Annotated in this window: 11 protein-coding genes and 3 pseudogenes; 9 read left to right on the top strand and 5 right to left on the bottom strand. The window is 47.4% G+C overall.

Annotated elements, in window-relative coordinates; all coding sequences use genetic code 11:
* Both EDC52_RS19425 and EDC52_RS19420 read left to right on the top strand, forming a co-directional pair.
* Positions 1 to 481, top strand: a pseudogene (locus tag EDC52_RS19425) (hypothetical protein); the annotation flags it as partial.
* A 50-nt stretch (positions 482 to 531) separates the two neighbouring features.
* The gene (locus EDC52_RS19420) at positions 532 to 1,650 is read left to right on the top strand and encodes an ATP-binding protein (protein WP_329955566.1); all 1,119 of its coding nucleotides are present in this window, start codon (positions 532 to 534) and stop codon (positions 1,648 to 1,650) included.
* A 30-nt stretch (positions 1,651 to 1,680) separates the two neighbouring features.
* On the opposite strand, the gene EDC52_RS19935 is transcribed toward EDC52_RS19420, so the two are convergent.
* Entirely contained in the window at positions 1,681 to 2,439 is a 759-nt protein-coding gene (locus EDC52_RS19935; RefSeq protein ID WP_165911771.1) for a hypothetical protein, read from the bottom strand.
* Positions 2,440 to 2,688: 249 nt separating this feature from the next.
* Here EDC52_RS19935 and EDC52_RS19410 point away from each other — a divergent pair, with 249 nt between their 5' ends.
* Complete coding sequence (locus EDC52_RS19410) at positions 2,689 to 3,258, top strand: hypothetical protein (protein WP_131867961.1); 570 nt, start codon at positions 2,689 to 2,691, stop codon at positions 3,256 to 3,258.
* A gap of 133 nt (positions 3,259 to 3,391) precedes the next feature.
* Here the strand turns inward: EDC52_RS19410 and EDC52_RS19405 are convergent, their stop codons facing one another.
* Positions 3,392 to 4,969, bottom strand: coding sequence for an AAA family ATPase (locus tag EDC52_RS19405; protein ID WP_131867959.1), 1,578 nt, complete (start codon positions 4,967 to 4,969; stop codon positions 3,392 to 3,394).
* Positions 4,970 to 5,469: 500 nt separating this feature from the next.
* Between EDC52_RS19405 and EDC52_RS19400 the strand changes: the two genes are divergently transcribed.
* The 5 genes from EDC52_RS19400 (at position 5,470) to EDC52_RS19380 (ending at position 12,496) form a co-directional block, all read left to right on the top strand.
* On the top strand, positions 5,470 to 6,039 hold the full coding sequence (locus EDC52_RS19400; protein WP_230468104.1) for a hypothetical protein: 570 nt from the start codon (positions 5,470 to 5,472) through the stop codon (positions 6,037 to 6,039).
* A 344-nt stretch (positions 6,040 to 6,383) separates the two neighbouring features.
* The gene (locus EDC52_RS19395) at positions 6,384 to 7,172 is read left to right on the top strand and encodes a DsbA family protein (RefSeq protein ID WP_131867965.1); all 789 of its coding nucleotides are present in this window, start codon (positions 6,384 to 6,386) and stop codon (positions 7,170 to 7,172) included.
* Positions 7,173 to 8,015: 843 nt separating this feature from the next.
* Positions 8,016 to 9,185 carry an efflux RND transporter periplasmic adaptor subunit gene (locus EDC52_RS19390; protein WP_131867955.1) on the top strand — a complete coding sequence of 390 codons (1,170 nt, stop codon included), beginning with the start codon at positions 8,016 to 8,018 and terminating at the stop codon, positions 9,183 to 9,185.
* Positions 9,182 to 11,122, top strand: a complete 1,941-nt coding sequence (locus EDC52_RS19385) for a MacB family efflux pump subunit (RefSeq protein ID WP_131867953.1) — start codon at positions 9,182 to 9,184, stop codon at positions 11,120 to 11,122. The genes EDC52_RS19390 and EDC52_RS19385 overlap by 4 nt, the downstream gene beginning before the upstream one ends.
* 3 nt (positions 11,123 to 11,125) lie before the next feature.
* A complete protein-coding gene (locus EDC52_RS19380; RefSeq protein ID WP_131867951.1) occupies positions 11,126 to 12,496 on the top strand; it encodes a TolC family protein in 1,371 nt (456 codons plus the stop codon).
* 52 nt (positions 12,497 to 12,548) lie between these two features.
* On the opposite strand, the gene EDC52_RS19930 is transcribed toward EDC52_RS19380, so the two are convergent.
* A complete protein-coding gene (locus EDC52_RS19930; protein ID WP_165911770.1) occupies positions 12,549 to 12,686 on the bottom strand; it encodes a hypothetical protein in 138 nt (45 codons plus the stop codon).
* Positions 12,687 to 13,415: 729 nt separating this feature from the next.
* Positions 13,416 to 13,528: pseudogene (locus EDC52_RS19370) on the bottom strand (transposase domain-containing protein); the annotation flags it as partial.
* Positions 13,529 to 13,732: 204 nt separating this feature from the next.
* On the opposite strand from EDC52_RS19370, the gene EDC52_RS19365 reads away from it, so the two are divergent.
* Positions 13,733 to 14,329, top strand: coding sequence for a hypothetical protein (locus EDC52_RS19365; protein ID WP_131867947.1), 597 nt, complete (start codon positions 13,733 to 13,735; stop codon positions 14,327 to 14,329).
* A 40-nt stretch (positions 14,330 to 14,369) separates the two neighbouring features.
* Here EDC52_RS19365 and EDC52_RS20150 read toward each other — a convergent pair.
* Positions 14,370 to 14,658, bottom strand: a pseudogene (locus EDC52_RS20150) (hypothetical protein); the annotation flags it as partial.

Here is a 14,658-nt window from a genome sequence, read left to right as displayed (position 1 = left end):
TATTATTGTATATTTTCACCGCTTCAAGAATTGGTATAATCGATATCGTTTTTCCAGGAAAAAATTAGTGGTTACTGATAAAGTGAAGATATTGCGCACACTGATAAATAACTACATATCAACAGACAGTAACCAAGGATTAGATGCTGCAGATATATTAACAAAAGAGCATAGTCATATCTGGCACACCCACCCTGATGCTAAAAGATACCAAAAATTGCTTGAACTTAACCTCGATTCACTTCGGTTAAGCGGGGATTTAATCAGGAGTGGCAATAAATACCAAGTTACCGGGAAAGCACAAGAGACCATCGCTCAATATGAAATTACAAAATTAAAATATAAGCAAAATTTGGCTACACAACACAAAATGACCTGGTTAACTTACGCCATAGTGTTTTTGACTGTTTTAACTACTTTGGGGACATTAGTTCAAGCGAATATCATAAAAATCGCCACACTGTGGGATTTCACAAAATAGTATTACTATAGGTAATAGACAGCTATGTTAAAGTTAATAAATGATTTAATATTATCAGGAAAAGAAGGCTTTGGTGGGATTTTAAACTTAAATTTCATGAAAACCAGGCTTCTTTAGTACATGACATACTGTGTATGGCCAATGTTATTCATGAACGTGACCGCTACATTATATTCGGTGTCAGCGATGACCTGGAGATTGTAGGACTCAGTAAAGATAATAAACGTTATACACAGGCAGATATTATCGACTGCCTGCGAAATTTACATTTTGCAGAAAATAAAATCCCTGTCATCCAGCTCAGTTACCTGTCGGAAGGAGGAAAAGAACTCGCGACACTGTGCATCTCGAACGTTAGCGATAAGCCCTATTACCTGACGCAAGACTATCAATGCGGTAAGAAAACCATCAGAGCCGGTGTGATCTATAGCCGGACTGGCGATAGCAACACGCCTGTAAATCGCTGCGCGCCCCCCGGGGATGTGGTGGCCATGTGGCGAGAACGGTTCGGGCTTGACCTACCGCCGCTCGAGCGCTTTTTACCGATCCTGGAGGACGCGGTCAACTGGGAGTATGACGGTGTCAATAAGGGCTATTATAAACCAGATCCTGCTTATTCGATCGAAACGGAAAGTATCAAAGAGGGTGGTACAGGGAATTATTGGTGGCAAAATATAGAATACCAAAAACCTGTTCGCGATGAATATAAACTAAAATATAATAATCAAATCCTAATAACTGTACCTGTTATAAGTTTTCGAGATGAAGGGTTAACGTTTCCCTTGCCTGATATTGATACCCTTTCTTATCCTAAGAGCGGAAAAAAATACGAAACAGATTTCTATGCCGATATTTTTTCTTTTATGAAAGGAACGCTATCATACAGTTTATTTTACCATATCCGGGGATTACATACTATGCCAGGTCATGACATTGATTTAAAGATGCCCCTTCATACTCAAACAAAACCGCCCATAATAAAGCTGCCTTTTTTAATATTTAACACCAAGCAAGAAAAAGTAAAAATTCTGAAAACTATGATCCAAGATCTTCCTGTATTTGATAAGACATGTGGAAGTCAATACGATCCGAATCATGATGATGTCCAAAAAAGAATGGAGGTAGATAAGAAATTTTCATGGTGGGCATTTAATAATTTTTTTATTTAAAAAAGCTTGATGTGTTTTTTTTGTTTTTTTTCATAGCTGCTCTATATCCACAATATTTAAAGGAGGGATGTTTTGTCCTTCATAATCGATACCACTTACAGAATTACTATCAGGTGGTAAATTTCTAGCTGATGAATAAGCGTAACATAAAGCTGTTTCTATACAGCTTTTATCACATCGTTTATCAGAAACAAACTGCACAATTTTTGGCTTTAGTACGTCGGTATAATGTTGAAGAATATCTTCATTATAGTTTTCTTGATACGCAATACAAATATCTTCTATTAATTCAGGTATCCCCAGATAATCATGCTGTGATAATGCCCGAGCATTCAGCAACACCTCTTTTACTAAATAACCAAATGGGCCCCAGTGAAGTGAGTCTTCCGTTCTCATTTGGTACAAGTAATTTGGCACAGCCTGAAATCTCCATCTTTCGAGCCGTTCTTTGACCACTTTGCTCGGTGCGAACTCAATGACCGTTCTCCACACTTTTGGAGCAGATTCGTTTAAACATAGAATCCCCGCCGCAAAATCGTTGTTTGGTGCTGTACGCGTCCCATGAAACCACATGACTTGCGTTAATGGGAGATGTTCACCAAGATGCTCGATAACAAAATTGTATAAATATTGTTCGCAAGGGATCAGGACCCGTGGTTGCTGCTCATAAATCACATCTAGATCCAATAATATCAAAACCCTCTTTAATTCAGAGGGCTGGCATTGAAAACATTCACTAAGTGACTTTAATGCAGCTTCACGGGATGCGCAATTCAGAATGACGGTCATGGTTAACCTTCTTTACTTTTTATATGTGCTTATCTTACTAAAATACTTCAACAAAAAATTCTTCTTAGAACAACACAAATCGGATCTGCGCCCGGAAACTGACGCCCCTCATCGTCACCTTGCGACATATGATGCTGTAAAATATATCTGCATCATAGATTTAAGTCTGCAAATTAATGGCGTTAAATCGTTCTATAAACGGCGGTTGCAAACACCTGTCATTAATAGAGGCAAAGGAGATAAAAATCAATGGAAGACGAACCGGATAGCAAAAGGACCCTCACAGTACGTAATGTGCCTGCTGCGGTGGATGACGCTATTACATTGCAGGCTAAGGTCGCCGGCAAATCCAAGAGTGATTTTGTGCAGGAATTTTTGTCGGCCACCTTCGGTGACCTGATCGGCAATTTTATCCGGACCAGCGCACTGGTCGCGCTGATGGACAACGAGCTGGCGAAAGTAACCGGCTATCCGTTGACGGCGCAGTGGTATGACAGTGCCATGACCCTGGCCGGCAACCGGGAGCACTGTCGTATCTTGGGGATCAGGAATGAAGATGACCTGCAGCAAATCTTGATGGCCAACGTGCCTTACCTGGCGCAACGCGCCCGGCAACTGGAGGGGGATATTCCTTTGTTGCCTCACGGTATCTCGCTGACTTATGCGCTGTTCGCCGACGCGGCTGGCCGGGATCTGAAGACGCTGCGCCTGTTTTACCGCGGATTGTATTATTTCACCGAGGAAAGCTGTTTCTGGGCGGAGATTGGCGCGCTGCGGGAGGCAAAAAAGCTGGCGCCGTTGGAGCTGCCGAATTTGTGAGGTTATGAAACGAGACAAGTCCACCCGATGGATGTCCCGTACACACTGTCGTATTGCGCCAACTGTTGTCATGGGTACTATGTGATGACAGGTCCTGAACATCATTGTGTTAATTAACCAAAAGGAGATGACTTTACCGCAGTTCCTGAGCACGGGCTTGGATTTCATTGCGCACTTCACCAATATAATTATCCCACTCGGGGCTGTATTTACTGATAAAGCTCAGGATGGTATGTTCTATACTTGGTTTTCTCGCAAGCGCATTAATTTGATCATAATAATCATGCCAATCTTGCAACCCGTTTATTGAGGTGGAATAATGTTTAAGTTTTACAAACTCTGTTTTTTCTGCGTCGCTTACATTTTCTGAATTTATCTCTTCAAACCAGGTTTTATGATTAAATTCCGGCGCCCCTTTTAGTCCTAAATGAGTCAGGTTGAATTGAAATATTCGGCTTAACACTTTTTGCTTTTGTACCGCATCGCCTAAACCTGAAAATATTTTTTTCACCATGACGTCACGCTTCTCCAAAGTTTCGTAAACGTCCCCGTCGGTTACACCCATAACATTATCAATATTTTTGCCCGAAAGAAGTAATCCAGATAATACCACCGCTGAGTTTTCAGCAGCACCAAACAACGCGACATTCACTATGTCCGACAGCGCTTCTCTTTCAAGTAAGACATTTATTGCAGTTCGGGCAAGTTCATCTTCAACAAAAACACTTACCATTTCTGGCTGTATGTCACTGAGTTGTCTTAATGCATCGGCAGAAACGCCAGGGTACGCCTGAATACCTGTTCCTAAATTAAAAATGCTGACAATATTAATCGCTCTTTTGAATTTTATAATCGACTCTCGATGAGTTGAAAATATAATCTCTAACATATTTTTATTTGCAATATCAATGAGTTCTTCAACTATTTTTTTAAAGGCCTTTTCATGAAGCAGAACATCCAGCTCATCAATGAGCAAAATGCCGTTGGGGTAAAGTTGCGTATCGTGAGCAGCCTTTATGACCTCATAAACCCTTTTTTCACCGGCTCCCATGGTATGCTCGGTGTAAGTCACGCCATTTTTTGTGACTTTAATAAAAGAACGATTCCCCCGTACCGTTGTGCATAGCATCAGATCAGTATAATCAGCTTCCATAATTCTTGACATGGAGGCCAGGATCTTTGTCTTCAGCGCTTCCGGAATAAAGGTTGTACTGGTATACTTAGCAGAACGGGATGCCGACAGGTCATCTGAGAGAGTGCCCAAGTTCTGTAGCCCAAGATAAATTGATTCTTTAACCGGCCGGCGTTCATAAACCGGTATCCATCGTTTAACTTTGGAATATTCTTGTTCATAAATATGTGAATTATCAGGTATGTCCGGTAATGCTGTAAATGTAATCTTAGCTCGTTCATTACCTACAGTTCCTTTGTAAAAAAAAACTGTAAAACCACTTCCTTGCCAATTATTGTCAACATGTGGTGTAAAAAAATCTGAGAACTTATTATTGTCTTTAGATGTATTATTTTTGGGCCTATAACAGCATGCCAGCGCATGAATAATTGTGGATTTCCCAGAACCATTTATTCCCATTATCGCAGTGATTTTTTTATCTAAGGGAAATTCAATTTCACAACCAGAAATACCTTTAAGATTATCAATCACTATTTTTTTGAGACGTAATTGGATTTGGTTATTTTGTCTGCCTGGCATTATAACTATTCCTTTTTGATCCCTAATCCAGGGATTCTGCGGTAAAATGTTAAAAATTAAACTTAGCTAATGGAATAATACCCCTCTTCAAGAAGTAAAAATAGCACTAAAAACAGTCTAGGTTGGCACTGCCTGTGAGAGGTATGTATGTGAGTTATGCGTCTTTTAAACATAATCCCAAGCTGCATTTCATCCTACGCGCAAAGCACCCTAACACAGCCCGATAGGTATAGTTGCCAACTGACCTCATTAACAAAACTATTAGGAAGTCTGGAAAATGGCCGGGATCTTTTCTTATGATGTCTTAGCAGATCCGGTTTCAACACAAATCGGATCTGCACCCGGAAACTGACGGTCGTCATCATCAAGTGCGAAGATGTGATGCATAATTTATTAATTGCATCACTTATTGATTTTTACGCCAACACCAGAATAGAATTAGCATAGACGCCGTAAATGCATCAAGTTGAGATAAATTGCCGTTTATGAGTGAAAATACAATGAAAAACGAATCGGGCAGCAAAAAGTCCATTACGGTACGCAATGTGCCGTCAGAGGTCGATGACGCTATCACACTGCAGGCCAAGGCGGCGGGCAAATCGAAAAGCGATTTTGTGCAGGAGTTTTTGTCGGCCACCTTCGGTGACCTGATCGGCAACTTCTGCCGGACCAGCGCACTGGTCGCGCTGATGGACAACGAGCTGGCTAAAGTAACCGGCTATCCGCTGACGACACAGTGGTACGACAGCGCCATGACCCTGGCCGGCAACCGCGAGCACTGCCGTATTTTGGGCATCAGGAATGAAGACGATCTGCAGCAGATCATGATGGCCAACGTGCCTTACCTGGCGCTGCGCGCCCGGCAACTGGACGGGGGTATCCCTATGCTGCCTTACGGCATCTCGTTGACCTGTGCGTTGTTTGCCGACGCGGCGGGTCGGGATCTAAAGACGTTGCGCCGGTTTTACCGCGGGCTGTATTTTTTTACTGAGGAAAGCCGCTTCTGGGCGGAGATAGGTGCGCTGCGGGAAGCTAAGCACTTAGCACCGCTGGAGCTGCCTACGTTTTGAAGGCATGAAATAAGAAGCCACCCGGAAGGATGGCTTGTGCAACCTTTTTGCCACACATTGGCAAAATTGAAAATCAAAAACCACAATAAAACATGTTTTGAGCTATTGTCCTGATGAGTTGAAATTTAGGGGACATACCATCTTAAACGCATAAGCGGATCTTCTAACAATGGCCACCCTCGTACTATAAATCAGAAAGGAGCTTGGGGTGAACAACGCCAGCTCAGTCAACGGAATAATCGGCGGAGAATATTTTTTTACAGTCTTTTATCCATTGCAATAGAATGGTTAACGCGTTTTAATCGAGTGTCGTGTCGTCTTCGTTTAGGAGAAGTGTAGTGAGAATAAAACTGCATCAGGTCTGTTTGGCCGTCGCATGCATTGCCTCATTTCATGGGGCTTACGCTAAAGAAACCGTGCCTGCATTCAACCCAGAACAACAGGCACAGATTGGGAAAATTGCTGCGGATTACCTGGTAGCGCATCCTGACATATTGCTCCAGGCCAGTCAGAAACTACAGGAACAAGAGGAGGAGAAGCAAGCAAATGCCTTTGCTGAAATCGTCCTCACCAATAAAGACGCATTGCTTGCTGATAAAAATACCCCCACTGCAGGACCTGCGGACGCAAAGATTGCGATGATTGAATTTTTTGACTATCAGTGCATTTTTTGTAGCCGGATGGCACCCATTGTGGAAAATGTCATGAAGGCAAATACAAATGTGAGATATATTTTTAAAGAATGGCCGATATTTGGTAGTCAATGGCAGCCGTCCATCATTGCCGCTCAAACAGGTCTGTTAGTATGGAAAGAAAGTGGTTCTGCGGACTATCTGTCTTACCACAGTGCTATTTACAAAACAGGCCATAACGAAGGTAAACTGACCGATCAAGATATCGCTGATGTACTTAAAAAAATAGGTATTCCAGCGCCCAGTACAGAGAAGTTATCACAAACCAATGCAATCATCGACAACATAAACTCATTGGCACATAAACTGGGACTAACCGGTACGCCAGCTTTTATCATTATGCCAACATCAGGTGGCAATAAAAGCAATATAACTGTTTTTTCTGGCGCAGTAGATGAAAAAGCTTTGATCAGTGCTATTAATAAAGCCTCCGTCCAGTAATCTAGTTTAGGGAAACATAAATCCATCTACAAAATGGGACGGATCAGATAAATATTTATAGTGGCTTATGAGCAACACTGATTAACTGTGATGAGCCACTAACGAGTCAAAGCTACCAGTGGACGGTGGTTAAATCAGGCATCTGCTGATGCCGTTGAACATCTCTACCACTCGGAGACCACCTGTGTTCAGGATTATATGCAAGTGAAGGAGATGCATCTGAGTGTGTTTATCTATTCGATGATAGGCTGCAACCCTGTCGTTATCCGCCTGTATCCTGCCTTACAGTACAAGTCGTAAGCAGAGGTTTCGCGCCTGAAATGTGTTCTATGCCTATGCCTCCGCATTCGGGGTTTCGGCTCAGACCATGACTTTCGCCATCAGCCGTACCGGGTGTATGGGTGCTACACATGAGAGTTTTCAATTTTCTGCTTTTTTTTCCACAGAGGTGTCACTTTCCCTTTCTCGTTGCACATACAGGATAAGCGTGTCAGCAAATGATCCAAACATAGGTTAGCGGGCCGTCAGGATTTTTCGGGAGGGGGCACTAAAAGCACAACATCATACGTTGAAAGATGGAAGTCAAGCGCTTGGCATAACAACAGAGATTGTAGTTTTGTCTCCCGGCCCACACCCCATATCGGTGCGAGAGGATAACAATGTCATTACAATTGATGTTTCGATGATGTCCGCCGTCGATTAACTTATCCATAGCTGATTAAATGAGCGAATAGGTACTCAGTGTAAACTGAACTTACTGATTCTTATTTTGTCTCTTATATCAGATTGTAAAGATACTACGTTACCGCATTAGCCGCTAATTGGCATAAGGACGTCAATCTGATGCAGTTTTCCCAACGCCGCCAGCTCGTTATTGTACTGATGGCTATGATATTCATCGTTATTGCTCTGGTGTTGTATTTTTGGCAGCGTCCAGCTCCAGTGATTTATAGTACTGTACCTGTCCGTAAAGGCGACATCGAAAACGTGGTTCTGGCGGCAGGTAAACTGGATGCCCTTGAGCGCGTCAATGTCGGGGCTCAGGTCTCCGGTCAGGTGAAATCGCTGAAAATCAAAGTGGGCGATCGGGTGCATAACGGCCAGCTTATTGCCGAAATAGACGACCTGCCGCAGCGTAACGATTTGCGTAATGCCGAAGCCGCGCTTAACGTCGCTTATGCCCAACAGCTAGCCAAACAGGCCGCGCTCAAGCAGGCGCAAGCAGAGTTCCGACGGCAAAAAAGAATGCTCAGCGATGAGGCCAGCTCGCAGCAGGACTATGACAGCGCGGAAGCCACCCTGGCCACCACCCGTGCCGATCTGCTGGCGCTGCAAGCCCAGATTGTGCAAGCGCAAATCGAAGTGGATAATAAAAAAGTTGCGCTCAGCTATACCAAAATTCTGGCGCCGATGGACGGTACCGTCATCGCCATTATTACCCAGCAGGGCCAGACCGTAAATGCCAATCAAATCGCGCCGACCATCGCCAAGCTGGCGCGGCTGGATGTCATGCAAATCAAGGCGCAAATATCCGAAGCGGATATCACCCATGTCACTGTCGGCCAACAAGCCTACTTCACCATTTTCTCCGAGCCGGGGAAACGCTATAACGCAACATTACGCAGCATCGAACTCGCACCGGAATCCGTCATGCGGGATGATGCGCTCTCCGCCGGCCAGTCGTCCTCCGGCAGCGATAATCCCTCGGTTTATTACAACGCGCTATTGGATGTGCCCAATGCCGACAATACATTCCGTATTGCCATGACGGCCCAGGTATCGCTGCTCAGGGCCGAGGGCCGCGATACCCTGCTGATCCCGCGTCAAGCGATAATAACCAGACCGGGCGGGCCGCAGGCAGTCCTTGTCTTGGGCCCGGACAATACACCGCAAACGCGCACTATCACCACCGGCATCAGCAATAGCACGGATATCCAGGTGTTGACCGGCCTGACGCCAGGTGAACGTATTGTGCTCTCTCCGGCCAGCGGCCAGGCGGCGCCCGCCTGGTGAACAACAGTATCGAACTGCGCAATGTCAGCCGCGCCTACACCAACGGCGGCCAGCAATCCCGCGTGCTGAAGGGGATAAACCTGACCATCGCCCCCGGCGAGATGGTGGCGATAACCGGCGCGTCCGGCTCCGGCAAATCGACGCTGCTCAATATTATGGGATGTCTGGATGCGCCCGACGGCGGCGACTACTTCATCGGCGCACAGAACGCCGCCTTGCTCACATCCGATGAGCGGGCGCGCCTGCGCCGCGAGCATATCGGCTTCATTTTTCAACGCTATCACCTGATGCCGGATACCAGCGCGCTGGATAACGTGGAAATCCCGGCCATCTACGCCGGCGTCGAGCGCCGGGAGCGGCGCGAACGCGCGGTGCAGCTATTAAGGCAACTGGGTTTGGCGGGCTACGAACACCATAAGCCGGGTGAGCTTTCCGGTGGCCAGCAGCAGCGGGTCAGCATTGCCCGCGCCCTGATTAACGGCGGCGCGATTATCCTGGCGGACGAACCCACCGGCGCGCTTGACTCCCGCGCCGGACAAGAGGTGCTGCACATCCTTGCCGACCTCAACCAACGTGGGCATACCGTCATCATCGTTACCCATGATATGGCGGTCGCCCGACACGCCCAGCGGATCATTGAACTGCATGACGGTGAGATTGTGGCCGACAGCGGCCAGGCAACATCCTCCCGCCATGAGCGGGATTTTCGCCCCCCCCAAAGCGGGCAAAGCGCCTGGCGCAACTTCCTGGATCGCACGCGGGAATCGCTGCGTATGGCGCTGAAAACCCTGCACGGCCACCGGCTGCGAACCGGGCTGACCATGATTGGCATTGTCTTTGGCATTGCGGCCGTGGTGAGCGTGGTCGGGTTGGGCGAAGGCGCCCGGCAACACACATTGCAATTTATCATGGGCCTGGGCACCAACAGGGTCGGCATTTACCCTGGGGGAGATTATTCCGCGACGACGCCCAAAAATTTTCGCACCTTGATCCCCGCGGATGCGGATGCGTTGGCTAGCCTGAGCTTTGTCGACAGCGTCAGTCCCGTCATTGAAGTTTCAAAGCCGGTCCGCTTTCAGAATACCTCGACCAATGTATTGATCACGGGCGTAGGCCGCGACTATTTCCACATACAGGGAATAAGTCTCATCGACGGCGCCCGTTTTTCTGATGTCCTTGAGGCGCAGCAAGTGGCCATCATCGACGATAATGCCGTTAAGGCCCTTTTTGGCGCCGCCCACGGCAGTCCGCTGGGCCAGGTGATTTTTCTGGCGGCCGTGCCGGTAAGAATTATCGGGGTGGCGCATAACAACCAGAACAGGAATCCGAGTCTCCTCGGCGTCTGGCTGCCTTATACCACCGTGATGCGCCGCATCGTAAATAAGTCCTCGCTCGACAGCATCACCCTGCAACTTAAAGACAATGTTTCCAATGAAGCCGCCGTCAGCGCTATCCGCCAGTTGCTGATACAGCGCCATGGCGCAGAAGACTTCCGACTGTTTAATTTCGATCAAATCCGTCAGGCCCAGGAGCATACCTCAATGATTTTCCGCATGCTGATTTTGATGATAGCGTCCGTGGCGCTGACCGTCGGCAGTATCGGGGTGATGAACATCATGCTGGTCTCGGTTACCGAGCGTACCCACGAAATCGGCGTGCGTATGGCGGTGGGCGCCCGCGAGAGCGATATCATGCAGCAATTCATGACAGAGGCGGTATTGGTGTGCCTGGCCGGCGGCGTGCTGGGGATTGGCCTGTCGCTGATGATCGGCCCGCTGTTTACCTCGCTGTCAGGCGGCGTGCTGACCGCTATCATCTCTTGGCCCACCGCGGTGTTCGCCTTTTGCTGTTCAACCCTTATCGGCATGATTTTTGGCTACCTGCCCGCCCGCAAAGCCGCTCGGATGGACCCGGTGCAGTCATTGGCGAGGGAATAGAAGATGAAAAAAATCATTCCCCGCCTGGCCCTGGCCGTGGCCATCACTCTCAGCGCGGGATGCGGAAATACCTTGCGCAGCGAATACTATCCGCCGGCGATCGACTATCCCACCCATTGGCGCGAGGCCGAAACGGCCGGTCAATCCGTGCCCTTTTCCTGGAATGACTTTAACGATCCGGCGTTAACGCGCTGGCTGGATCGGGTGATAGCCAGCAATAACGATCTGGCTTTGGCGGCGCTGCGTGTATACCGCGCTCGGCTGAGCGAGCAACTGACCGGTATTGAGCATCAGCCGGTGGCAACCGGCGCGTTGGATACCGCTGCCAGCAGGCGGCTGGATAGCGCGGCCCCCTGGAGCAAGGGTGGCTACGCCACCGTCAGCGTCAGTTATGAGGTGGATTTGTGGGGTAAATTGGCCCGCCAGCAGGACGCCGCGATCTGGGAGCGTGAAGCCACGGAGCGTGACCTGGAGGAGGCCCGGCTTACGCTGCTGGCGAATGCCAGCACCAATTATTGGCTACTCGCCTATCTTAATCAGCGGATTGCCATCAGCCAGCAGAGCATTCAGTACGCCAAAGACTCCTTGCGCTTGGTGACCGCCCGCTTTCGCGCCGGCAATGTGTCGTCGCTGGATGTGCTTGCCGCTGAGCAAAACGTCGCCAACCAGGAAAACGACCATCTAACGCTTTTAAGCGAACGTAGAAACGCGCTTAACACACAATCGGTGCTATTAGGCGCCAAAACAGGGACTAACGGAGTTGACCCCGGCTCACTCCCCAGCGGGCCGTTACCCCTTGTCAATCCTGGTATACCGGCCAGCGTATTAGCATGCAGACCCGATATTAAGGCGAGCGAGTTCCGGCTGCGAGAGGCATTGGCCGATGTCGACGTGCAGCGGGCACAATTATATCCAGCATTCAGTCTGACCGGCTCACTAGGGACAAGCAGTAATTCATTATTAAGGTTCTTAAACAATCCCATTGCTGACATAGATGCTGCCTTAACGTTACCTTTCCTGCAATGGCGTGAAATGAATATCAATGTGAAGATCGCTCGCAACGACTATGAGCAACGGGTGATAGATTTTAAACAGGTTCTCTATGAGGCAATGGCTGATGTCGACAATGCCCTGACGTTGCGTGCTCAACTGCTAGCGCAGGAAAAACTGCTGAATAATTCACTGTCTTTGGCGCAGAAATCAGAAAGAATGTACGAAATCCGCTATCGTAATGGAGCGACCCCTATTAACTTTTGGCTTGATGCGCAGGAGACAAGGAGGATGGCGCAAGTTGAGCTAGATACCAACCGTTTTAACCAGCTGCAAAATCTGGCCCAGATTTATCTAGAGTTAGGTGGGGGGGGGTGCCAATAAACTTTATATAACATCCCTGTCAACATTCGCATCCTTGACATTTTTATATAACCTAAAATTTTTCAATAGCTTTTGATTGTGGCAGTGCTTGTGGTGCTTTTAATGAAAAAGCATCAGTATTGCCTTTCGAACAATTTGATGGATTTTTAGGGGTAACAAGCCATTTAATAGTTTGCGCGGGGGTACTCATATGAATGATTCTGCAGTCAAAAGTACAGTCGCCACCGTTTATTTGGCACCCATAATTGATACAGCAATAATCAATTGTGTTGCCACAATACCCAGCTGCGCTACAACATAGACCTCTTGAGCACCTGGCATTCCCCGCTTGAGAGCCACATTGTTCAGCAAATGAAAAAGAGCTCTGAAAAATGACTATCGCGATAGCCACCGTTTTAAACAAAAAAAGCAACCTTTGTAACGCCATCTCATTTCTCTTCAAAGATGTGAAACTGTAATTATCCTATAATCTTAATGTAAATAATTGTCAATAAATTTCATTCTACTTAGCTTCATTATTCATTCGGTACTCACAAGTGTTGATGCTTGGCCCTCAGTAAGCGTCAGATCAGCACGGTATTGACGCTTATTCCTCAGGGATTTCGAGGGTCCGCGGCATGAGATCTTTGATCTTATTGATGGGTTGATCCGCAATTATCGCCAGCACATAGCGCAGGTACGCCTCCGGCGCCCCCTGTTCAGTTTGTAACAGCCGATCTGTTAGCGCCAATGATATAAGACAAAAGGCCAGATACACAAGCGTTGGCAGATCAGCGTGAACATCAGTGCCGCCTGGTTGCTACCGCTGTCCGAGCCCATGAACAGGTGGTTTATTCGGACCAGGCTCACTACCGAAAGCGTACTTTGAGCCCAGTATTGACGGTTATTCCGTGGTCAGACCCACATTCCAGGACAGGGGTTACGCCTCCCGATTTATCGGCCAGTCAGCTATCACGCTGAGGATATACGACGATAGGATTCAGGTGCGATTCCGTTTAATTTGCATGTGCCGATCAGACTGTACAGCAGACTACGGGGGTGTGGTTCTAACCCTAGCTCTTCCGACAATATCGGTTTTCGGATCTCATCGGAAAGCAGAGCAACTCATATGGCTTGTCAGTTCATTATCAGCATCAATTTTTAAAATTGATGCATAAAAGCATTATTTGACTTAATGAAAGCATATATGAGATAAGAATCACCATTACATTTCCTCTGGCGATTATGGTGACGGTGATGAGTAGGATTGTAGATAGCTTCCTTGAAGAAGCTAATCGGGTAATGACGCTGCGAAAAATCCCTGCAGATGTCGATGCTGCCATTACAGAACAGGCCCGCCTGGCTGGGAAATCCAAAAACGATCTTGTGCTGGAACTCCTGACGGCCACCTTCGGTGATCTACTGGGGAATTTTGTGCGCACCAGTGAACTGGTAAAGCTAATGGATAAAGAAGTGGAGAAGCTTACTGGGGCCAGACTCAATGAATACTGGTTTCAATGGCAATTGCCGCTAGAAAACCAGCAGTACTGCCAGATTTTCGGAATCACATCAGAAGAACAACTGCAGCAGATTTTGATGAACGGAATGGCCAGAGAACTACTGGCACTTCGGGCCGAAGCTTACCGGAATGCAGAAGTGATTCCACACGGCATTTCACTATATTTTGCCCTGTTCACCGAAGCCGCACGTCGTGGAACGCAACCGCTCCTGAAACAAATGCACCGCACACTATTCTTCCGGATAAGTGAGCAGCAGTTCTTTGATGAAATTAATACAATGAGAAAGGCTATGCGGTTTGACCCTTTGCAGCCAGAGAACAATCCGCATATATGAAACGAGGAAAGCCCACCAGAGGTTGGCTTTCTAAATAGTATTAAATGGCTGACTCGGTCAGTTCAGATAGCCCCTGCATTACATGGCGTTTTCGTTCTTTGAGAAGAACCAGAGTTGCCGAATGTGGCCCCTCTGAAAGAGGCGATTCCGGAAAACCACACTGCTTCCGAATCCGTCTTGCCAGGGAAGATGCACGCAGGCCCAGCGGGGTAGTATAACGAGCCCGGATGCGAAGCAGTTCAGCACTGTCAGCACCGTAGGAAAGGTGTTCTGAGCTATTCGCTATATGGATGCGGGCATCAAGAAGCATCCCAGGAAGTTCCATGATG

This window comes from Biostraticola tofi, from assembly GCF_004343195.1.
Classification (GTDB): domain Bacteria; phylum Pseudomonadota; class Gammaproteobacteria; order Enterobacterales; family Enterobacteriaceae; genus Biostraticola; species Biostraticola tofi.
This window is presented reverse-complemented; position numbering and strand designations above follow the sequence as displayed.

Coding starts and splice junctions, on each gene's coding strand:
- EDC52_RS19365 (WP_131867947.1), top strand. CDS start 13,733: ATGAGTAGGATTGTAGATAGCTTCCTTGAAGAAGCTAATCGGGTAATG.
- EDC52_RS19930 (WP_165911770.1), bottom strand. CDS start 12,686: ATGAGTACCCCCGCGCAAACTATTAAATGGCTTGTTACCCCTAAAAAT.
- EDC52_RS19405 (WP_131867959.1), bottom strand. CDS start 4,969: ATGCCAGGCAGACAAAATAACCAAATCCAATTACGTCTCAAAAAAATA.
- EDC52_RS19380 (WP_131867951.1), top strand. CDS start 11,126: ATGAAAAAAATCATTCCCCGCCTGGCCCTGGCCGTGGCCATCACTCTC.
- EDC52_RS19390 (WP_131867955.1), top strand. CDS start 8,016: ATGCAGTTTTCCCAACGCCGCCAGCTCGTTATTGTACTGATGGCTATG.
- EDC52_RS19935 (WP_165911771.1), bottom strand. CDS start 2,439: ATGACCGTCATTCTGAATTGCGCATCCCGTGAAGCTGCATTAAAGTCA.
- EDC52_RS19410 (WP_131867961.1), top strand. CDS start 2,689: ATGGAAGACGAACCGGATAGCAAAAGGACCCTCACAGTACGTAATGTG.
- EDC52_RS19400 (WP_230468104.1), top strand. CDS start 5,470: ATGAAAAACGAATCGGGCAGCAAAAAGTCCATTACGGTACGCAATGTG.